The organism is Siccirubricoccus phaeus, from assembly GCF_008360935.1.
Lineage (GTDB): Bacteria > Pseudomonadota > Alphaproteobacteria > Acetobacterales > Acetobacteraceae > Siccirubricoccus > Siccirubricoccus phaeus.
The window spans coordinates 228459-248059 of record NZ_SRXO01000004.1; the positions used below are offsets into that span (position 1 = coordinate 228459).

22 protein-coding genes are annotated in these 19601 nt (G+C 73.2%); 12 read left to right on the top strand and 10 right to left on the bottom strand.

Features of this window, described 5'->3' with window-relative positions; genetic code table 11:
• Window positions 1-5: 5 nt before the first annotated feature.
• From E5N76_RS07655 to E5N76_RS07680, 6 genes are all read right to left on the bottom strand, one after another.
• Entirely contained in the window at window positions 6-2465 is a 2460-nt protein-coding gene (locus E5N76_RS07655; protein WP_149536694.1) for a heavy metal translocating P-type ATPase, read from the bottom strand.
• Between the two features lie 14 nt (window positions 2466-2479).
• Window positions 2480-3157, bottom strand: coding sequence for a hypothetical protein (locus E5N76_RS07660; RefSeq protein ID WP_149536695.1), 678 nt, complete (start codon window positions 3155-3157; stop codon window positions 2480-2482).
• Window positions 3154-3369: a heavy-metal-associated domain-containing protein gene (locus tag E5N76_RS07665; protein ID WP_149536696.1), complete on the bottom strand. Its 216-nt coding sequence runs from the start codon at window positions 3367-3369 to the stop codon at window positions 3154-3156. Before E5N76_RS07665 ends, E5N76_RS07660 begins: the two co-directional genes overlap by 4 nt.
• The gene (locus E5N76_RS07670) at window positions 3366-3836 is read right to left on the bottom strand and encodes a MerR family transcriptional regulator (protein ID WP_149536697.1); all 471 of its coding nucleotides are present in this window, start codon (window positions 3834-3836) and stop codon (window positions 3366-3368) included. Before E5N76_RS07670 ends, E5N76_RS07665 begins: the two co-directional genes overlap by 4 nt.
• 349 nt (window positions 3837-4185) lie before the next feature.
• Complete coding sequence (locus E5N76_RS07675; protein WP_149536698.1) at window positions 4186-4383, bottom strand: hypothetical protein; 198 nt, start codon at window positions 4381-4383, stop codon at window positions 4186-4188.
• A 718-nt stretch (window positions 4384-5101) separates the two neighbouring features.
• Window positions 5102-6238, bottom strand: a complete 1137-nt coding sequence (locus E5N76_RS07680; protein ID WP_187830045.1) for an acyltransferase family protein — start codon at window positions 6236-6238, stop codon at window positions 5102-5104.
• 494 nt (window positions 6239-6732) lie between these two features.
• Here E5N76_RS07680 and E5N76_RS07685 point away from each other — a divergent pair, with 494 nt between their 5' ends.
• The 11 genes from E5N76_RS07685 (at window position 6733) to E5N76_RS07725 (ending at window position 15910) form a co-directional block, all read left to right on the top strand.
• Window positions 6733-9177, top strand: a complete 2445-nt coding sequence (locus E5N76_RS07685; protein ID WP_149536700.1) for a heavy metal translocating P-type ATPase — start codon at window positions 6733-6735, stop codon at window positions 9175-9177.
• 42 nt (window positions 9178-9219) lie between these two features.
• The gene (locus E5N76_RS07690) at window positions 9220-11352 is read left to right on the top strand and encodes a protein-disulfide reductase DsbD family protein (protein ID WP_149536835.1); all 2133 of its coding nucleotides are present in this window, start codon (window positions 9220-9222) and stop codon (window positions 11350-11352) included.
• Between the two features lie 58 nt (window positions 11353-11410).
• Window positions 11411-11773: a hypothetical protein gene (locus tag E5N76_RS07695; RefSeq protein ID WP_149536701.1), complete on the top strand. Its 363-nt coding sequence runs from the start codon at window positions 11411-11413 to the stop codon at window positions 11771-11773.
• Window positions 11774-11887: 114 nt separating this feature from the next.
• On the top strand, window positions 11888-13303 hold the full coding sequence (locus E5N76_RS07700; RefSeq protein ID WP_149536702.1) for a multicopper oxidase family protein: 1416 nt from the start codon (window positions 11888-11890) through the stop codon (window positions 13301-13303).
• Window positions 13304-13356: 53 nt separating this feature from the next.
• On the top strand, window positions 13357-13797 hold the full coding sequence (locus E5N76_RS07705) for a DUF411 domain-containing protein (RefSeq protein WP_149536703.1): 441 nt from the start codon (window positions 13357-13359) through the stop codon (window positions 13795-13797).
• A 13-nt stretch (window positions 13798-13810) separates the two neighbouring features.
• The gene (locus E5N76_RS07710; protein WP_207791898.1) at window positions 13811-14152 is read left to right on the top strand and encodes a hypothetical protein; all 342 of its coding nucleotides are present in this window, start codon (window positions 13811-13813) and stop codon (window positions 14150-14152) included.
• Window positions 14153-14164: 12 nt separating this feature from the next.
• Window positions 14165-14431, top strand: coding sequence for a hypothetical protein (locus tag E5N76_RS07715; protein ID WP_149536704.1), 267 nt, complete (start codon window positions 14165-14167; stop codon window positions 14429-14431).
• 52 nt (window positions 14432-14483) lie between these two features.
• On the top strand, window positions 14484-14612 hold the full coding sequence (locus E5N76_RS30975) for a hypothetical protein (protein WP_268921292.1): 129 nt from the start codon (window positions 14484-14486) through the stop codon (window positions 14610-14612).
• Window positions 14613-14647: 35 nt separating this feature from the next.
• Window positions 14648-15121 carry a c-type cytochrome gene (locus tag E5N76_RS07720; RefSeq protein WP_408021696.1) on the top strand — a complete coding sequence of 158 codons (474 nt, stop codon included), beginning with the start codon at window positions 14648-14650 and terminating at the stop codon, window positions 15119-15121.
• Window positions 15122-15131: 10 nt separating this feature from the next.
• Window positions 15132-15275 (top strand): hypothetical protein, encoded by a 144-nt coding sequence (locus E5N76_RS29415; RefSeq protein ID WP_187830046.1) that lies wholly within the window; start codon window positions 15132-15134, stop codon window positions 15273-15275.
• A 68-nt stretch (window positions 15276-15343) separates the two neighbouring features.
• Entirely contained in the window at window positions 15344-15910 is a 567-nt protein-coding gene (locus E5N76_RS07725) for a class I SAM-dependent methyltransferase (protein WP_149536706.1), read from the top strand.
• Window positions 15911-16060: 150 nt separating this feature from the next.
• Here the strand turns inward: E5N76_RS07725 and merA are convergent, their stop codons facing one another.
• The 3 genes from merA to E5N76_RS07740 form a co-directional block, all read right to left on the bottom strand.
• Entirely contained in the window at window positions 16061-17533 is a 1473-nt protein-coding gene (gene merA, locus E5N76_RS07730) for a mercury(II) reductase (protein ID WP_408021697.1), read from the bottom strand.
• A 70-nt stretch (window positions 17534-17603) separates the two neighbouring features.
• Entirely contained in the window at window positions 17604-17897 is a 294-nt protein-coding gene (locus E5N76_RS07735) for a heavy-metal-associated domain-containing protein (protein WP_149536708.1), read from the bottom strand.
• Between the two features lie 23 nt (window positions 17898-17920).
• Complete coding sequence (locus tag E5N76_RS07740; RefSeq protein ID WP_235907607.1) at window positions 17921-18256, bottom strand: mercuric transporter MerT family protein; 336 nt, start codon at window positions 18254-18256, stop codon at window positions 17921-17923.
• A 167-nt stretch (window positions 18257-18423) separates the two neighbouring features.
• Between E5N76_RS07740 and E5N76_RS07745 the strand changes: the two genes are divergently transcribed.
• Window positions 18424-18849 carry a MerR family transcriptional regulator gene (locus E5N76_RS07745; protein ID WP_149536710.1) on the top strand — a complete coding sequence of 142 codons (426 nt, stop codon included), beginning with the start codon at window positions 18424-18426 and terminating at the stop codon, window positions 18847-18849.
• A 342-nt stretch (window positions 18850-19191) separates the two neighbouring features.
• Here the strand turns inward: E5N76_RS07745 and E5N76_RS07750 are convergent, their stop codons facing one another.
• Window positions 19192-19389 carry a hypothetical protein gene (locus tag E5N76_RS07750; protein ID WP_149536711.1) on the bottom strand — a complete coding sequence of 66 codons (198 nt, stop codon included), beginning with the start codon at window positions 19387-19389 and terminating at the stop codon, window positions 19192-19194.
• Window positions 19390-19601 lie beyond the last annotated feature (212 nt).

The window sequence follows — 19601 nt, forward strand, 5'->3', positions numbered from 1 at the left end:
CCCGCTCACGCCGCGGTCGGCGTGGCCGCCGTCCCTGTCGGTTGCCCGACGCTCGAGATGGCCTCGAAGAACAGCCTGGGCTGGCCCGAGAGCGAGTTGACGAAGATCGCCGTGACGCTGACCGCCATGGCGACCATCGCCCACACCGGGTGGATGAGGCCAGTGGCCGCCACCGGGATGCCGACGCCGTTGAAGAGGAAGGCGAGCGCCACGTTCTGCAGCATCTTGCCGTAGCTGCGGCGGCTGACCTCGCGGGCGACCGGCAGGGCCTCCAGGCGGTTCGACAGGATGATGATGTCGGCGGATTCGATGGCGATGTCGGTGCCGCCGCCCATAGCGATGCCGACGTCGGCCTGCATCAGCGCGGGCGCGTCGTTGATGCCGTCGCCGACCATGGCGACCCGGCTCCCGTCAGCCTGCAGGCGGCGCACCGTCTCCGCCTTCTCGTGCGGCAGGACGCCCGCGTGCACCTCCTCGATGCCGAGCTCCGCCGCGACCCGCCACGCCGCGCGCTCGTTGTCGCCGGTGACCATGATGGGCGTGACTCCCGCCCGGCGCAGCGCCGCGACCGCCCGCGCCGCGTCCGGCCGGAGCGTGTCGCCCAGGGCCAGGGCCCCAAGCGCGCGCCCGTCCCGGGCCGCGGCGATCACCGTGCGCCCGGCTTCCTCCAGGGCGCCGATCCGTCCGGCGAGGCGCGCCAGGTCGATGCCGCGCTCCGCCAGGAAGCGCGGGCTGCCGACAAGGACCTCGCCGCTGCCGATGCGCGCGGCGACGCCCTTGCCGGGGACGGCCTCGAAGGATTCAACCTCCGGCGGGACGGCACCGCGTTCGAAGGCCGCCTTCACCACCGCCTGCGCGAGGGGGTGCTCGGAGGACGCCTCGGCCGCGGCGGCCAGGGCGAGGAGCTCGTCCTCCGTCCCCTCAACGGCCTCGACCTCGCGCACGAGCGGGTGCCCCTCGGTCAGCGTGCCGGTCTTGTCGAGCACGACCTTCGTCGCCAGCCGGTAGCCCTGGAACGCCTCGCCCGTGCGCATCAGGATGCCCCGCTCCGCGGCCTCCCCGGCCCCGCGCACGATGGAGAGCGGCGCCGAGATGCCGACCGCGCACGGATAGCCCATGACGAGCACGCTGAGGCAGGCGAACACCGCCCGCTCCACGTCGGCCTGCCCCGTGGCGAGCCAGGAGCCGACCAGCCAGCCGACGAGGGCGAGCCCGGCGACCACGAGCACGGTCGGCGTGTAGACGCGCAGCACCCGGTCGACGAGGTGCAGGAGGCCGGGCTTCAGCGCCCGCGCGTCCTCGACCTCGCGGACGATCCGGTGCAGGAAGCTGCCCTCGCCGACCGCGGTGGCCTCGACCAGCAGCGTGCCGGTCGTGTTGATGGAGCCGCCGATGACGGCGTCACCCTCGGCCCTCTCGACCGGGATGGGCTCGCCGGTCACCAGCGACTGGTCGACGCCGGAGCGGCCGCCCACGACCTTGCCGTCCACGGGGATGCGCTCGCCCGGGCGGATGCGGACCAGGTCGCCGACCCGAACCGCCTCGAGCGGCACCTCCGCCTCGGCGCCGTTCCGCAGGACGCGGGCCGTCTCGGCCTGGAGGTTGAGCAGCTTCTTCACCGCCTGCGAGCTGCGCGTCTTGATGATGAGCGAGAGCCACTCGGAGAAGATGTGGTAGGTCGCGACCATCACCGACACGGCGAAGAACGCCGCCGTCGGATAGCCCGGGCGGTCCACGGCGAGCCCGATGGCGCCGCCGACGAGGCCCGCGAAGGCGCCGATCTCGAGCAGCACATGCTGGTTCAGGATGCCGCGCCGCAGCGCCTGCCAGGCCATGACCAGGATGTGCTGCGCGACCCCGAAGACGAGCACGACGGCGAGCGCCGCGACGGCCCACGGCCCGATCCGCGTCAGGTGGCCCTGCAGGTTCAGGTAGAGCAGGCCCAGGGCCATGACGGTGAGGCCGCCGGTGGCGAGGCTGGCGGCCCAGAGGCTGGTCTTCTTCAGGACCAGGAACACCATGGCGCCGAGGCTGAGGCAGACCAGGGCGGGAAGGAAGCCGATCCAGCCGACCGTCGGGTCCGCGATGATGGGGATGGAGGCGATGCTGAGTGCCACCGCGATGACGAAGCGGCGGCTCTCGCGGACGAGGTCGCGCTCCTCCTCCTCGAAGCTGCGCAGCTTGCGCGGGTCGGAGACGGTGTAGCCGATGTCGCGCAGCACCCCGAGCAGCTGCTCGGGGCGCGCCACCTTGGGGTCGTACTCGACGAGCGCCTGCTCGTGCGTGAGGCTGACCGCGACCTTGTCGACGCCGGGCTGGCGCCCGAGCGCCTTCTCGACGGTGCCGGTGCAGAGCGAGCAGTGCAGGCCGCCGATGCGGGCGCGGATCCGCGCCCGGTCCGGCCGGGCGGCGGGCTCCTCCGTCCACGGGCGGAAGCCGGGTTCGGCTGTTGCTGCCGTGGCCATGGTGATCTCCTTGTTCACGGCCCCGCCGGGGCGGACAGGCCGAGCTTGATGGACCAGGCGCCGAGGACGACGAGCAGCAGGCCCGTCCAGACCGGCAGGCGCCGGGACAGCCCCGCGAGCCAGTCGAGCGCCCGCCGGGCGGGCTCGAAGAGCACGGCGAGGACGAGCGGCAGCGACAGGGCGAGGCCGAACAAGGCGAGCGAGACGAAGCCGCTGGCGAACGTCGCCCCGGACGCGCCGCCCGCGGCCGCCGCGCCGAGCAGGACAAGGAGCAGCGGCCCGGCGCAGGGCGGGATGTTGAGGCCGAGCAGGAGGCCGAGGGCGGCCGAGCCGCGGGTGCCGGACAGGCGCGCGAGGCCCGGCCCCAGGGAGACCATCAGCGCCCCGGCCCTGCCCGTGAGGCAGAGGAAGCCAATCAGCACGTAGACGGCGCCGAGCCCCACCCAGGCGGCCCGCTGGAACCCCGCGAAGGCGCTGCCCAGCACGACCGCGAGCACGCCCAGGGGGCCGACGAACACGGCGCGGGTGGCCGCGAAGACGCCGACCTGGGCGAGCTTGCTGGCCGCGCCGCGGCCCTCCAGGTGCTTGATGACCAGGAGCGTCGAGCCGATCGAGCACGGCTCGACGAAGCCCAGCAGGCCGAGGCCCACCGGGAGCAGAACCAGGCTCGCCAGGGTGGCGCCGTCGGTCACCGGCGCTCGACGACGCGGAAGCCGGGCTTCTGGATCGTCGCGACCAGGCGCTCCTCGTCCGTGGCCTGCGGGTCGTAGAGGACGCGGGCCTCGCCCTCGGCGAACGAGACGGAGACCGCCTTCACGCCGGGCTCCTTCTCCACGAGGCCTTTGACGGTGTTGGCGCAGCCGTCGCAGCGCAGGCCCTCGATCCTGAAGGTCGCGTTCTTCATCGGTGGACTCCCTTCGTGGTTTGGCTTGGGTTGGAACAGCACGCCGTCCCGCCGTCGCCGGAGTGGTGAGTCAGCGCGTCCATGATCGAGCACGCATGCAGGCCGCCGCGCCCGGGGCAGGCCGCGATCAGCCGCTCCAGCGCGGCGCCGATGTCCTGAAGACGCTGGATCTTGCGCTGGACGTCATCGAGCTTCGCCGTCGCCCGCTCTCGCACGTCGGAGCAGTCCGCGGCGGGGTCGGCTCGCAGGGCCAGCAGCTCGTGAATCTCGCGCAGGGAGAAGCCGAGTTCCTGCGCGTCCTTGATGAAACGGATGCGCTCGACCGTGTCGGCCGGGTACAGGCGCACGCCCGCCCCCTCCGGCTTCGGCGGCTGCGCCACCAGGCGCTGCCGCTCGTAGAACCGGATCGTCTCAACGCCGACGCCTGCCGCCCGGGCGGCCCTGCCGATGGTCAGTCCCGCAGTCATCTCGTCACCTCGCGCCCGATGTGGGGTCCGTACCTAAGTACGGAATCAAGGGGCAAAATGACGAGGTCGGGCCGCTGGCTTCGCGGCAGCTTCCACAGCCTTCGTTGGTCCCCGGTGCCGCCCGCCGGGAAATGCGGCGCACCCGGTCGGGCGGACAAGGCATCTCACGCCCAATGGGTCGTCGATTCCCGACAGCAGCTTGGCGGCGGAGCTGCGGGGCCCGCGTATTGCGGCCTTGTATGGTTCCTCCCGATTTCTGCGGCCTCGGGTTCGCCCCCCCTGAGCCAGCCCGATCAGGAGGCCCAGTTCCCATCCGGCCCTTGGCCCGAGGCTCGACTGGCCAACCTCCTCAGTGGCGGGACCGATCCGGCGCCCGCGCCCCGACCGACGTGAGATAGGCCTCCGCCAGGACCGAACCCGGCGACGCATCGCTGCAGAGCGCCTCTAGGGCGCGCAGCAGGTGCTCGGCCGCCTCCGCCTGCCCCTCCGCCAGGGCCCGCTCGAGCGCCGCCAGGATCTGCTCCTCCAAGCTCTCGGGTGGCGGCATCTTCTCCTCCGTCGATGATGCGGGTCTCCAAGACCGTGCCCCCTTCCCCTGTGGGAAGGTCAAGCGCCCCGGCGGCTCGGCCGCATACATACTTTGAAATACTCGGTCGGGCCGTCCCGGCCTGGGGTCCGGACGTTCGTGGTGGAAACCGTCTAGCCCGCCCCGCAGCGCTGGGGACGGCAACGAAGGAGACACGCCGGGATGATCGACACCAGGACGCTTCGCCGCACCGGCCTCGCGTTGGCGTTGGGCCTCTCGCTCGCGGCCTGCGCCCAGCAGGCAAGTCCCCCGCCCGCCTAGCAGACCGGTGGCATGTCCGGCATGGGTGCACAGGGCATGGCGGGGCACAGCATGTCGGGAATGCAGGGCTACAACATGTCCGGCATGAGCTGACCCTGCCGTGTGGAAGGGCCGGATGCTCCCGCCTCGGTCACCCGACCGGCAAGGAGGCGGGAGTGGTGGCGACAAGGTGCAGGGCCCCCGGCTCGCGCTGCCCCGCTTACGAGGGGGCGTCGGCACCAGCCGATTGCGCGCGGCGTCCCGCTCGGGATGCCTGTGGCGCATCGAGACCGAGAGAATGTGGCATTTCGCCCCGCGCAGCCGCCGGTCCAGTCCTCCTGACTGTTACTGGCGCCTGGCCCGGGCGGCGGCGCGGGAGCCAAAGTCGTTCGCGGTGGCGGAGTGACGGTTGTTGCCGAGCCGTGGAATCCTGCCCTGGTCAGGCGCCAGGCCGTTCCGTCGCCGCCCGTGCGAGGCCGAGCGGCGGCGGCGCAACCCGCCGCCGCAGGATCCAGCGCTGGGCAGGCATCTCCACCCAGCGCCAGGCCAGCCAACCGACCAGCAGTGTGGCCAGGTAGCCCGCCACCATCAGCGCGGCTCGCCCGGGCGAGCCCGGGTCGATCAGCCGCAGCGCCCCGACCACCGCGGCCTCGACGAAGACCCAGCAGAGATAGATGCCGAACGACGCCTCGCCGAGTTGCAGCAGCAGGTCCGGCCGCGCGGGCACCGGGCGGCCGAGGCCCGCCAGCCAGATCGTGGGGACGAGGGCGGCCAGCCCCAGCGCGGCGAGCGCGTCCTGCCCGAGCAGCAGCCCGGCCGGAAGCCCGGCCAGGGCTGGCCAGAGCAGGGCACGGGGCAGTCGGCCCTCGGTCGCGAGGCGACCGAGGGAAAGTCCGATGCCGAACTCCAGGAAGAAGCGCAGCAGCCCGAGATGCAGCGTGTGGTTCAGCGAGGGCGCCGGGCCCCAGCGCGTCAGCAACCAGAGGCCGAGCAGTCCGCCCGCCGCCACCAGCGCCACCGCAGCGCTCGGCAGCCGCAGCAGGCCGCGGAGCAGGAAGGGAAAGGCAAGATACCCAGCCCATTCGGCCGACAGGGCCCAGGAGGGATAATTCCAGGTGAAGCGCTCGGTCGTCTCCCAGGCGTTCAGCAGGGCGAGCTGCAGCAGGAAGTCGCGCAGGCCGAAGCGGTCCGGGTCACGGATGGTCACGCCCAGCGCGACCGCCAACCCCACCAGCAGCGCCAACGCCAGCAGCGCCAGGACGTGCAGCGGCCAGATCTTGGCCACCCGCCGGAGCAGGAACTGGCCGATCCCGGCCAGGCTCATTGGCGGCCGCGCCCGGTAGCCGAGCCAGAGGGCAAAGCCCGAGAGCAGGAAGAACCCGTCCACCCCGAGATAGCCGCGGCGCAGCACGGGCGCGAGCCAGGTGTAGGTCTCGGTCACGTGCAGCGGCAGGTCGAGGTGGTAGAGAACGACCCAGCCGATGAGGAAGAAGCGCAGCCGGGTCAGCCCCGCGTGCCGCGCGCCGCCTCCCTCCGCAGCGCCTGCCGGATCCGCCGGACGACCGTCCTGCCCCATGCCCTCTCCTCGCCCGATGCAACATTGGATCGGCCGCCCGATGCGGGACATCGCCTGGACGGGCAAGTTGCTTGGCCGTCAGTAGCCCGAGGCGCCCTGCCCCGTCGGGTGCCGCCCTCCCCCTCTGGACCTCGCCGAACCCTTTGTCTTCGGCCACGGAGCGGGCGCGCCACCGCATGCGGACCTCGCGGCACCGCTGCCACCGCTTTCATACTTTGACATACTGGATCGGCTCGCCGGACGGCGTCGGGCCGATTCCTCCCGCGAGACTCGGCGTTGCCCGGGCCGCGATGAAACGCGTCATCCTCGTCCTGCTTGCGGTCTTCCCTCCGGGTGCCGTCGATGCCGCATCGGGCCTCCACGACATGGTCCGGCCTCGCAGTTCCAGACCAGTTCGAGGTGGCCGGGCGCCGCCCCTCGCGGCAGCGCTTGACCTTGCCATTGTGGGAAGCCCCATCTGATCCGGCAGTCGAGATTGTCGGGAGGCGGGCGGGATGGACGCTCTGACTGCGGAAACCGGGACTGCCGCGAAGGCCGGGGGCGGTGCCGAGGTGGACATCGGCATCGAGGGGATGAGCTGCGCCTCCTGCGTCGGCCGGGTCGAGCGGGCCCTGAAGCGGCTGCCCGGCGTCTCCGACGTCTCGGTGAACCTCGCCACCGAGCGGGCGCGCGTCACCTTCATCGGTGCGCCGGACACGGCGGCGGTGGCCAGGGCCGCGGAGGAGGCGGGATACGGGGTTCCCGTGGCCGAGTTCGACCTGAACGTCCAGGGCATGACCTGCGCCAGCTGCTCGGGCCGGGTCGAGCGGGCGCTGAAGCGGGTGCCGGGCGTCGTCGAGGCCAAGGTGAACCTGGCCACGGAGCGCGCCCGTGTCACCGCCGCCCGGGGCGCCGTCACAGCCGATCAGCTCGTCGCCGCCGTTCAGAAGGCGGGATACGAGGCCAGTCCGGTCGAGCAGGCGCTCTCCCCGGCGGAGGAGACCGATGCGGCGGCGGCCCGGAGCCGCCGCGACCTGTTCCGCCTCGTGGCTGCGGCCGCGCTCTCGGCGCCACTCCTGCTCGGTATGGCCGGGCACCTGTTCGAGGGCGGGTGGATGCTGCCCGGCTGGGTCCAGTTCGCCCTGGCGACACCGGTGCAGTTCTGGCTGGGCTGGCGGTTCTACGTGGCCGGGTGGAAGGCCGCGCGGTCCTTCAGCGGCAACATGGACCTGCTGGTCGCGCTCGGAACGACGGCCGCCTGGGGCCTGAGCGTCTACGAGCTGCTGACGGCGCACGGGGACCACGCGCCCGCGCTCTACTTCGAGTCCTCGGCGCTCATCATTACCTTCGTCCTGCTCGGCAAGTGGCTGGAGGCCCGCGCCAAGGGGCAGACGGCCTCGGCCATCCGCGCCCTCATGGATCTACGGCCCGACAAGGCGCGCCTGCGCAGGGGCGGCATCGAGGTCGAAGCGCCGCTTTCCGCGGTCCGGGTCGGCGACGTCGTCGTGGTCCGCCCCGGCGAGCGCATCCCAGTGGACGGGCGCGTCATCGACGGCGGCGGCAGCGTGGATGAGTCCATGCTCACAGGTGAGAGCCTGCCAGTGGAGAAGGCGGTCGGCACCAAGGTGACCGGCGGCTCCATCAACACCGACGGCCTCCTCATCGTGGAAACCAATGCCGTCGGCACCGAGACGGTGCTCGCAAGAATTGTCCGCCTGGTCGAGGGCGCGCAGGCGTCCAAGGCGCCGATCCAGCGGCTGGTGGACCGCGTCAGCGCGGTCTTCGTGCCGGTCGTGCTCGGCATCGCGCTAGCCACCTTCGTCGGCTGGTGGGCGGTCACCGGCGACGCGACGGCGGCCGTCCTGAACGCGGTGGCGGTGATGGTCATCGCCTGCCCCTGCGCGCTCGGCCTGGCGACGCCGACCGCCATCATGGTCGGGACCGGCGCCGCGGCCCGGCACGGCATCCTCATCAAGGACGCCGAGGCGCTGGAGCGGGCGCACGCGGTCACCACGGTCGCCTTCGACAAGACCGGAACCCTGACCGAGGGGCGTCCCGAGGTGACCGACGTCGTCCCGGCAGATGGGGCGGGCGCGGCGGAGGTCCTCCGCCTGGCCGCCGCGCTCCAGGCCGGGAGCGAGCACCCGCTGGCGGCCGCCGTCCGGCGCCGGGCCGAGGCCGAGGGCATCCCGCAGGGATCCGCCAAGGATTTCCGCGCCCTCGCCGGGCGGGGCGTCTCCGGCGAGTTCGAGGGGCGCGCGCTCGTCCTCGGCAACCGGCGCCTGCTCGAGGAGAACGGGCTGGCCGGGGACGCGCTCGCCCCGGTGGCCAGGGACTTCGAGGCCGCCGGGCGGACCGTGTCCTGGCTGGCGGAGACGGCGCCGAACCACCGAACCCTCGGCCTTGTTGCCTTCGGCGATGCCGTCAAGGATTCGGCCAGGGCCGCCGTCGACCGGCTGCACCGCCAGGGCATCGAGACGGTCATGCTGACCGGCGACGGCCGAGGCGCCGCGGCCGTCGCCGCCGGATCGCTGGGCATCGGCAGGGTGGTCGCGGAGGTGCTGCCCGAGGGCAAGGCCGAGGCGGTCGCCGGGCTGCGCGGCGAGGGCAAGGTGGTCGCCATGGTCGGTGACGGCGTCAACGACGCGCCCGCGCTCGCCGCGGCCGACGTCGGCATCGCCATGGCGACCGGCACCGACGTCGCCATGCACACGGCGGGCGTGACCCTGATGCGCGGCGACCCGGCGCTGGTCGCGGGGGCCATCGACGTGTCGCGGCGGACCTACCGCAAGATCCGGCAGGGGCTCTTCTGGGCCTTCGTCTACAACCTGGTCGGCATCCCGCTGGCGGCGCTCGGCCTGCTCAGCCCGGTGGTCGCGGGCGCGGCGATGGCGTTGAGCAGCGTCAGCGTGGTCACGAACGCGCTCCTGCTCCGCGGCTGGAACCCACGGTCAGAGTAGGGGGCGACCATGAGCATCGGAGGAGCGGCGGGCGTGGCTGGCATGTTCTCCAAAGCCGCCCGGCGCCAAGAGCGCTTCGGGACCCTCTCGGAAGCTCTCGCGGGCTGCCTGCGCCTGCTCGCCGCGGCGCTCGTCGCCCTTGTCCTGGCGTGGCCCGCCGCTGCGCCGTCGGCCGCGAGTGGCCCGTGGGTGTCCGGGGAGACCATGCGCGCCCGCCTGCTCGCGGCGACCGACGCCGCCGGATCCGACAGGGAGATCAGGGCGGGGCTCCAGGTCTCCCTGGCCGAGGGCTGGGACACCTACTGGCGCTCCCCTGGGGACGCCGGGGCGGCGCCCACGGTGGACTGGTCCGGCTCGGCGAACATCGCCTCGGTGGGGTGGCGCTGGCCCGCGCCCACCCGGTTCACGCTGTTCGGCCTCGAGACCTTCGGCTACCTCGACGAGGTCGTCTTCCCGCTGACCGTCCGACCCGAGCGGCCAGGCGAGCCGGTCGCACTGCGGGGCAGGCTCGACATCCTGGTCTGCAGCACCGTCTGCGTCCCGAGGAGCCTGGAGCTTTCGCTCGACCTGCCCGCGGGTACGGCGGTGGTGGACCCGGAGGCGGCCAACCTCATCGCCCGCCACGAGGCCCAGGTGCCGGACGACGGCTCGCGGTCCGGGCTCGCGGTGGACGGCGTCGCCGCCGTCCCCGGGAACCCGGCCGCCCTGGAGGTCAGGCTCTCCTCCAGGCAGCCGCTCTCGGCGCCGGACGTCATCGTCGAGAGCGACAGGTGGACCTTCGGCAAGCCGGAGGTTTCCTTCGCCCCCGACCGCGGGACCGCGACGGCGCGGCTGCCCGTGACCTCGGGGCCGGACGCCGTCGGCATGCCGGGCACCGGCGTCACCGTGACCGTGCTGGACGGTCCGCGGGCGGCGGAGATCCGGGGCACGGTCGCGGCGGGCGCCGCGCGAACGGCGTGGGGCGGCCTGCTGCCGTTCCTGGGCCTGGCGCTGCTCGGCGGCCTGGTCCTCAACCTGATGCCTTGTGTCCTGCCGGTGCTCAGCCTCAAGCTGATGGCCGCCCTGCGCCACCACGGGCGGGCGCGCCGCCAGGTCCGCCTCGGCTTCCTGGCCACGGCGGCGGGCGTCGTCGCCTCCATGCTCGCCCTCGGCGGCGCGCTGGCCGGGCTCAAGGCCGCTGGGCTCGCCGTCGGCTGGGGCATGCAGTTCCAGCAGCCGATTTTCCTCGTGGCGATGGCGGCCGCCCTCACCGTCTTCGCAGCGAGCCTCGCCGGGCTGCTCGAGATCCCGCTGCCGTCGCGCCTGGCGACCGCGATGGGCCGCGCGGGCGGGGACGGGCTCGCGGGCAGCTTCGCCGCCGGGGCGTTCACCACGGTGCTGGCGACGCCGTGCTCCGCCCCCTTCGTCGGCACGGCCGTCGGCTTCGCGCTGGCGCGGGGCCCGGCCGAGATCCTGGCCATCTTCGGCGCCCTGGGGGCGGGGCTGGCCGCGCCGCACCTCCTGGGCGCCGCCTTCCCCGGCCTCGTCCGCCTCCTGCCGAAGCCGGGCCGGTGGATGATCGCGCTCCGGCGCGTGCTGGCCGTCGCCCTGGCGGGGACGGCCGCCTGGCTCCTCGCCGTGCTGGCCGCCCAGACCTCCTGGGAGGCCGCGGTAGCGGTGGCTGTCGCGCTGACGGTGCTGGCCGGGGCGCTGGTGCTGCGCCCGCGGATCGGCCCGCCCGCCGCCGCGGCCGTGGTTGTCCTCGCCCTCGCGGGGGCCGGAGCCGCGCCCGTCGTGCTTCGGGCGGCTCCGCCGAGCGCAGCGGCGACGGCCTGGGCGCCCTTCGACGAGGTGGCCCTCCGGCGCCTGGTGGCCGAGGGCAAGGTGGTCCTCGTGGACGTGACCGCGGACTGGTGCGCCAACTGCAAGGTCAACGACGCCCTGGTCCTGGAGCGGCCCGAGGTGGCGGCAGCCCTGGCCGAGCCTGGCGTCGTCGCCATGCGGGCCGACTGGACCCGCCCGGACGTCCGGGTCTCCGACTACCTCGCCAGGAACGACCGCTTCGGCATCCCCTTCAACGCGGTCTACGGCCCCGGCGCCCCGCGGGGCATCGTCCTGTCCGAGGTCCTGACCCGGGAGGCGGTGCTGGACGCGCTCCGGCGCGCCCGCGGGGCCGACCTGGTGTCGCCGCGGTGAGGGGGGCCGGGCGGGCATGACCTTGCAGGGCAAACGCCGAGGGACATATCGTGCGGCCATGGGCATGCCCGTCCTCAGGCGCCTGCTGCTGGTCCTGACCGCCCTCGCCTTCGTGCTGGCGACGGCGCTGCCGGGGGCTGCGTCGGCGATGCCCATGCCCGGCGGCGCCATGATGGCCGGAGGTCCCGGCCAGCCCTGCGGCGACTGCCCGGCCAAGGCGCCTGGCGGCGACGGCGGCACCAAGACGATGCCCTGTAGTGCCCTCGCCTGCTCGGGTGCCGTCGTCGGCCTGACGGCGCCGACGGTCCTGGGCGCGCCCGTGGCCGTCGCGTTCGAGTACGCGGCGCGGGCGCCCGCGAGACAACGGGGCAGGACGCTCCCGCCCGACCCCTTCCCGCCTAGACCGCTCCCCCTCGTCTAACCGCCGCCCGCCGTTGCGGGCCGCGGCCTGAGTTCCATGGGTCCGGCCTCCACCGGGCCCGCGCCGCGCACCCGCCCTCGCGCGGGCCGCGTCGGCATGAGGAGGACAGGGATCATGCCAATCAACACACCGCCGGAGCTCACCCGGCGGCAATTCTGGAAGGCGGGCGGTGCCCTCGCGCTGGCGGGTGGGCTTCCCGCCAAGGGACATGCCGCAACTGCCACGAGCGCGCCCGTTTCCCTGCGGCTGACCGCCGCACCGGCCCACGCGCCGATGGTCGGCGACGACCACCCCGCCACGGCCGTGTGGGCCTATGGCGGCTCGGTCCCCGGGCCCGTGCTGCGGGTTCGCCAGGGCGTGCGGTTCCGTGCCGTCGTCGAGAACCGCCTGGACGAGAGCACGACCGTGCACTGGCACGGCATCCGCCTGCCCAACGCCATGGACGGCGTGCCCGGGCTGACCCAGCCGCCCATCCGGCCCGGCGGGCGCTTCGCCTACGAGTTCACGCCACCGGACGCCGGGACCTTCTGGTACCACCCACACGACAACAGCCTGGTGCAACAGGGCCGCGGGCTGGCCGGGGCGCTCATCGTCGAGGAGGCCGAGCCACCCCGGGTGGACCGCGAGCTGGTCTGGGTCATCCAGGACTGGCGCCTGACGCGCGACGCCCAGGTCGCGCCGGGGTTCGGCGGCCGCATGGAGACGGCGATGGCGGGCCGCCTCGGCAACACGGTCACCGTCAACGGCCGGGTGCCCGACGCGGTGCGCGTCCGCTCGGGCGAGCGGGTGCGGCTGCGCATCGTCAACGCGGCGACCGCGCGCATTGTGGCGCTGCGGTTCGAGGGGCACCGGCCCGTCGTGGTCGCCTTAGACGGACAGCCCTGCGCGCCGCACGAGCCCGTAGGCGGGCGGCTGCTGCTCGGCCCCGCCATGCGCGCCGACGTCATCCTGGACATGGCGGGCAAGCCGGGGAGCCGCCACGCCGTCATCGACGACTTCTACGACCGCCTCGCCTACGAGCTCGTCGCCCTCGCCTACGAGCGCGCCGCGCCGCTGCGCGACCATGCCCTCGACGCCCCGGTGCGCCTGCCGCCCAACCCGCTGCCCGAGCCGGACCTGGCCTCGGCGGAGCGGCACGAGCTCGTTCTCCAGGGCGGGATGATGGGCGGCATGGGCATGATGGGCATGCGCGGGGCGGCCTGGGCCATCAACGGCATGTCCATGACCGGCAAGGGGGACACGGACATGCCGCCGCTGCTGAGCCTCGCGCGCGGCCGAACCTGCGTGCTGTCGCTCCGCAACGAGACCGCCTGGTGGCACCCGATGCACCTGCACGGCCACAGCTTCCGGGTGCTGACGCGGAACGGCACCGCGGTGGCCGGGGCGGAATGGGGCGACACGGTGCTGGTCGAGCCGCGCCAGACCGTGGAGGTCGCCTTCGTCGCCGACAACCCGGGCGCCTGGATGCTGCACTGCCACGTCATGGACCACGAGGTCAGCGGCCTGATGGGCGTGCTGCGGGTGGCCTGACCCAGCCCGGAAGCCAAACCCAAACCCGAAACCCAAAAAAAGGACAACCGACGATGACCTCACTCTCCCGCCGCGCCACCCTGCTTGCGGCCCTTTGCCTCCCGCTGCCCGCGCTGGCGGAGGCGCCCACGCAGGTCACGCTCCACAAGAGCCCGCAATGCGGCTGCTGCGAGGACTACGCGGCCTACCTCCGGCGGAACGGCTTCGCCGTCGACGTCCGGCCGACCCACGACCTGGCGACGCTGAGCCGCGAGGCGGGTATCCCCGAGGAGCTGGATGGCTGCCACATCGCCGTTGTCGAAGGCTACGTCGTCGGGGGCCACGTCCCCGTGGAGGCCATCCGCAGGCTCCTGGCCGAGCGGCCGCCGCTGCGCGCCATCACCCTGCCGGGCATGCCTCTCGGCTCGCCGGGAATGGGGGGAAGGAAGCAGGAGCCGTTCACGATCCGCGCCGTTGCCAAGGACGGCAGCATCAGCGTCTACATGGCGATCTGAGGGGGGTTCGCCGATGACAACCCAATCGGACCTCGTTGAAGCGCGCTCGCCGTTCCGCGCTTTCGGCGACCGCCTCCCGCCGGTGCTGCGCGGGCGGCGCGCACTGGCCGTGCTCGGGCTCGCCGTCGTGGCGGCGGGCCTGGCCTCGCAATGGACCTGGCTCACCGCCATCGGCGTGGCCCCGATCCTGGTCACCCTGGCTCCCTGCGCCGCGATGTGCGCCCTGGGCCTGTGCATGTCCGGGAAGTCAGGCCAGTCGTGCCACGCGGGCGAAGCCCGGACGATGCCGCGCGGGGCCGCGTCCACCTCGCAGATGCAGAACCGCGCCCCCGGGATTCAGGCACGAGGCAACTGAGGGAGGCAGACCATGACAAGGATTTCGAGGCACCTGCTGGCGGCCTCCGCCCTGCTCGGGGCCGCCGCGCTCGCCGTCCCGGCGCTCGCCCAACGTGGTGACGGCGGCATGACGGGGCGCCCTCACATGAACGGCTCCGGGATGATGGGCGGCCGCATGGGCCGGGGCGACATGGCGCAGATGTGCGGCAGGATGATGCAGGGCATGCCGGGCGGTGAGCATGGCGGGCGACCGAACCAGCAGTGGCGGCGCCGGGCGCCCGCTCCCGACCGCGGCTGAGCGCGGCGGCAGGGTCCGTGCGATTTCCCTTGTGGGCAGGAGGGAGGCCGCGATGCAGGGCATGATGGACGGCATGGCCGGAATGATGTGGGGCATGGGCCTCGTGTGGCTCCTCATTCTCATCCTGCTGGTCCTCGGCGTCGCGGCGCTCGTGAAGTACCTGTTGGGGGGCAAGCGGTGACGAGACGAGGTCAGGGGACGTGGCGGCGGCGACCTGTGCTGCTCGCCACTGCCATCACTCTGTTCGCGGCGGCGGTGGGCGGCGCGGCGCTGCTCCCGGGGCATGGTCGGCCGGGCCCGGCATCGACCGCGATCGATCCCAGCGATCCGGCGCAGGTCGCCCTCGGCCGCCGCGTCTACGGCGAGCGGTGCGCGGGCTGCCACGGCGCGAACCTCGAGGGCCAGCCGGACTGGCAATCGCGCAGGCCCGACGGGAGGCTGCCCGCGCCCCCGCACGACGCCTCGGGGCACACCTGGCACCATGCGGACGACGTACTGTTCCGGATCACCCGGGACGGCACGGCCGCCATCGTCGGCGGCGGCTACGAGAGCGACATGCCGGGCTTCGGGGGCGTGCTTTCGGACGCCGAGATCCGCGCGGCCCTCGCGTTCATCAAGAGCACCTGGCCGGAACGCGAACGTGACCTCCAGGAGCGCCGGAGCCGCCTCGAAAGCGAGGCGGCCAGGTGACCGCGTGCAGATGGCCGCAACCGCCAATCGGCCGCGCCCGGCCGAACACCGCAATTCGGTCAAGCGGGACACGGTGCTGGTGTGGCTTCCTGTCACCGTACCGCTGGCGCTCGGCGCCGCGGCGTTCGTGAAGCAACCGCTCTCGGGCCGCTGACCGGATGAGTCGAGGACGCATGAGCCTCATACGATCGCTTCATCCTGCCCCGTCTTCTCGCGCTGGCCATGCGGAACCGGGAGCTCGTGCCCTTCCGCCAGCGAGTCGGGCGCGCCGCTTCGGGCCGGGTGCTGGAGCTCGGCATCGGCTCTGGCCTGAACCTCGGCTTCTACGGCCCGGACGTCACCTTGGTGGTCGGCGTCGACCCGTCGCCCGCGCTGCTCCGCATGGCGGAGGCACGGTCCCGGGGCGGCCGCATCCCCGTCGAGCTCGTCGAGGCGGCGGGCGAGCGGCTGCCCTTGGACGACCGCAGCGTGGACACCGTGGTGGCCACCTGGACGATGTGCAGCGTCGGCAACCCCGTCCGGGTGCTGCGGGAGGCGCGCCGCGTCCTGCGGCCCGGCGGCAGGCTGCTGTTCGTGGAGCACGGCCTCGCGCCCGACCCGGGCGTGCGCTGGTGGCAGAACCGTCTCACGCCCGCCTGGAAGCGGGTCGCCGGGGGCTGCCACCTGAACCGCAAGGTGGACGACCTCGTCCAGGCGGCGGGGTTCCGATTGGATGACCTGAGGACTGGCTACCTCCCGGGTCCGAAGCCGCTGACCTTCATGTACGAGGGCCAAGCCCGGCCATGTTGACATCGGCTTGCCATTGCGGCGCGGCCGCGAACCACGCCTCAGCGAGCCCCATCCGGAACGCCGCATCGTCCATGGAAGAGGCCAGGTAACACGGAGCGGCGATCACCGGCGGGCGTGGCCAGCCCGAAAGGAGCCGCTTGGCAGCGCTCATTAGCCCGCGCAGCAGGACAGCTTCCCGACCTCCTTGGAGAAGCTCAGCGCCGCCAGCTTCAGGCCCTCGACCGTGGTCAGGTAGGGGAAGATCGTCGCCGACAGGTCGGCCACGGTCAGCCCGCGCTTCACCGCCAGGACGGCGGTCTGGATGCTGTCTCCGGCCTCCGGCGCCAGGATGTGCGCGCCCAGGAGCCGACCGCTGCCGCGCTCCGCCACGAGCTTGATCAGCCCCCGAGTGTCCCGGGCGGCCAGCGCCCGCGGCACCTGGTCGAGCGGCACGACCCTGGCCTCGACCTCCAGGCCCGCACGCCGGGCTGCTGCCTCGGTTAGGCCGACGCTCGCGACCTGCGGGTCGGTGAAGGTCACCTCCGGCATGGCCGTGGCGTCGTAGCGCGGCGCGCCGTCGGCGCCGAGCGCGTTCTCCGCGGCGACCTTGCCGCCGTGGGCCGCCATGTAGACGTAGAGGTCCCGGCCGGTGACGTCGCCCGCCGCGTAGACCCCCGGGCGCGCCGTGCGCATCCGGTCGTCGACCTGGACGGCGCCGCGCGCGTCCAGCGCCACGCCAGCCTCCTCCAGGCCCATCCCGGCAGTGTTCGGCTTCCGGCCGGTGGCCACGAGGACGCGCTCGGCCGGGAGCGTCATGGCCCGGCCATCGGCACCCCGGACAACGAGTTCGACCCCGCCGCCCCCGGCCTGCCGGATGGCCTCGTAGGCCACCCCGCAGCGGACATCGACGCCTTCGGCGCGGAGGTAGTCGGCCAGCGCCGCGCTCACCTCCGGCTCTGCGCCGGGCAGCAGCCGGGACCGGCACACGATGGTCACGCGCACGCCGAAGCGGGCGAACATCTGCCCGAGCTCGCAGCCGATGACGCCGCCGCCGATCACCAGGAGCGAGGCGGGAAGCGCCTCGAGTTCCATCGTCGTCGTGCTGGTGAGCCAGGGGACCGTGTCGAGCCCGGGGATCGCCGGTGCGGCGGGCGACGTCCCGATGGCGATGATGACCTTGCCGGGCCGGTAGGCCGCGTCCCCGACCGTGACGGCGCCGTCCGGGGTGAGGCGCGCCCGCCCCGGGACGTAGGAGACGCCCGGGTAGTCCGGCAGGAGATCGGCGTACTTCACCTGCCGGAGGCTGGCGACCAGCTCGTCCTTCTGCGCGACGAGGGCCTTCCAGTCCTCCAGCCGCGCCGATGCGGTGATCCCGGCGAAACGCGAGGCGGCGCGGGCCTGGTGCAGCGTTTCCGCCGCCCTGATGAGCGCCTTTGACGGGACGCAGCCGATGTTGACGCAGGTGCCGCCGATGGCCCCCTCGCCGACCAGCGCGACCTTGGCGCCAAGCTCCGAGGCGCGGATCGCCGCGGCGAAGCCCGCCGACCCAGCGCCAATGACAACGAGATCCGGGGCGCGCTCGCCTCGGCCCGGCTTGGCCCCACAGCAGTCGTGCTGGGCGGGCTGCGGTGCGAAGAAGTTCACGGGAATTCCTTTGCTTTTCCTTGGTCTGGCGGCCTAAGCGGAGCGCCGACGCCAGTGGGCCGCCCAGGGCCTACTGCACCGCCCGCGACGGGAACCCGGCGTTCGTCGTCGCCTGCACCAGGGCCGCGACATCGGTGCGCGCGTCATCGAAGGTCACCGTCGCGGTCGCCGTCCCGGATCCTTCGGCGACCGCCACCCGGCTTACGCCGGGCACGCGGGAAAGGGTTCGCTTCACGATGGGGGCGCAGGTGACGCAGGAGATGTTCTGCACCTCGAGGGTCGCGGTCCGCTCGGCGGCGGAGGCGGCGGCGCCGGTGGCCAGGAGGAGACCCAGGGCGGCGGCGACGCGGGTGATCGGCTTCATATCCGGCTTCCTTTCCGGGACGGCTACAGGAGGATCGACGCGGCGTAGGGGAAGGCGAGAGCCGCCGCGACGAGGATGGTCGCGCTCCAGAGGGCGACCTTGGCGATGCGATTGGAGGCGGGCCTCGCGCAGTACGAACCCTCGGCGCAGGCCGCGGCCTTGGGCTTGCGGTAGACCGCGAAGAACCCGCCCGCGAGGCAGGCCAGTGCAGCGGCCAGGAAAATCGGTTGGTAGGGCGCCAGGGCGGTCAGGTTGCCGATCCAGGCGCCGCTGACGCCGACGAGGAACAGGCCGAGGGGCAGCAGGCAGCAGCTCGCCGAGCCAAGGGCGGCCAGCAGCCCCCCGACGGCCAGGAGCACCGTCGGCGCCCTCCTTCCGTCCCTGGTCCGCTCCTTCGTTGCCCTGGGGGCGAGGGCGCCCCTTTCCGCTTGGTCACTCATGGCCGCTTGGCCTTCTTCGTCATCTGAGACCAAGATAGGAGCTGTAGTAACTACAGGTTCAAGAGGGAATCTGTACCCCTGAGGAGATGGCGGTGGACGGCAAGCGGCAAGGCATCTCGATCGGCGACCTCTCCCTGCGGACGGGGGTCAACATCGAGACCATCAGGTACTACGAGAAGGTCGGCCTGCTACCCGCCCCCGGGCGGACGGAGGGGCGGCACCGGGTGTACGGGCCCGCGCACGTCGCCCGGCTCACCTTCGTCCGGAGGAGCCGCGAGCTGGGCTTCAGCCTCGACGAGGTCCGCAGCCTCCTGAGGCTCGTCGACGGTGGCCACGGCTCGTGCTCGGACGTCCAGGCCGTGACCCTCGAGCACCTCGAGGAGGTGCGGAGGAAGATCGCCGATCTCCAGCGGCTGGAGCGGACCCTGAGCGAGGTCGCGTCGCGGTGCCAGGGCGGCTCGGTGCCGGACTGCCCCATCGTCGAGGCGCTCTATGCATCCCCGAACCCCTAGGTCCTCAATGAGGCAGATGCGCTCGACCACGTCGGTCGGGTACACGCATAGGCCCGCCCTCCGACCTGGGCGCCTGCTCCACTGGGCGCCGCCGCTCGTAGAACCGGATCGTCTCGGCGCCAACACCCGTCTCGCGGGCGATCCGGCAGATGGTCAGCCTTGCCGTCCCGGAAGGGCAGCTTCGTGTCCGGGTCGCGGGCCCCGTCCATGTTGGTTGCCGTCTCCTGCGGCTCCTCCCGCCTCCCGATGGCCCGGGGGTCGGCTTCGCCCCTGAGCCAGCCCGTCAAGGGGCACCACTTCCCCCCCCCCCTCTCCAGCTCGCATCTCGACTGTCTGCCGCCCTCAGTGGCGAGACCGCTCCGGCGCGCGCGCCCCAATCGCTGCGAGGCAGGCGTCCGCCAGGGGTGTTCCCGGCGACGCGTCTCCGCAAAGCGCCTCCAGGGCGCGCAGCAGGTGCTCGGCAACTTCCGACCGGCCCTCGGCCAGGGCCCGCTCGAGCGCCGCCAGGATCTGTTCCTCCAGGCTCGGGGGTGACGGCATCTCCTCCTCCGTCGACGGATGTGGGGCGCGCGAACGCTGCGCCCTTCCCCCGTGGGAAGGTCAAGCGCCCCGGCGGCCCACGGCCGCATACATACTTTGAAATACTCGGTCGCGCCGTCTCGGCTTGGCCGCCGGGCGTTCCCCGTGGAAAGTCCGTCGCGCCTCCCGCCGCCGCCCACCCCGGGCGCCGGTGCGGCGCGGCGCGGCGGCAG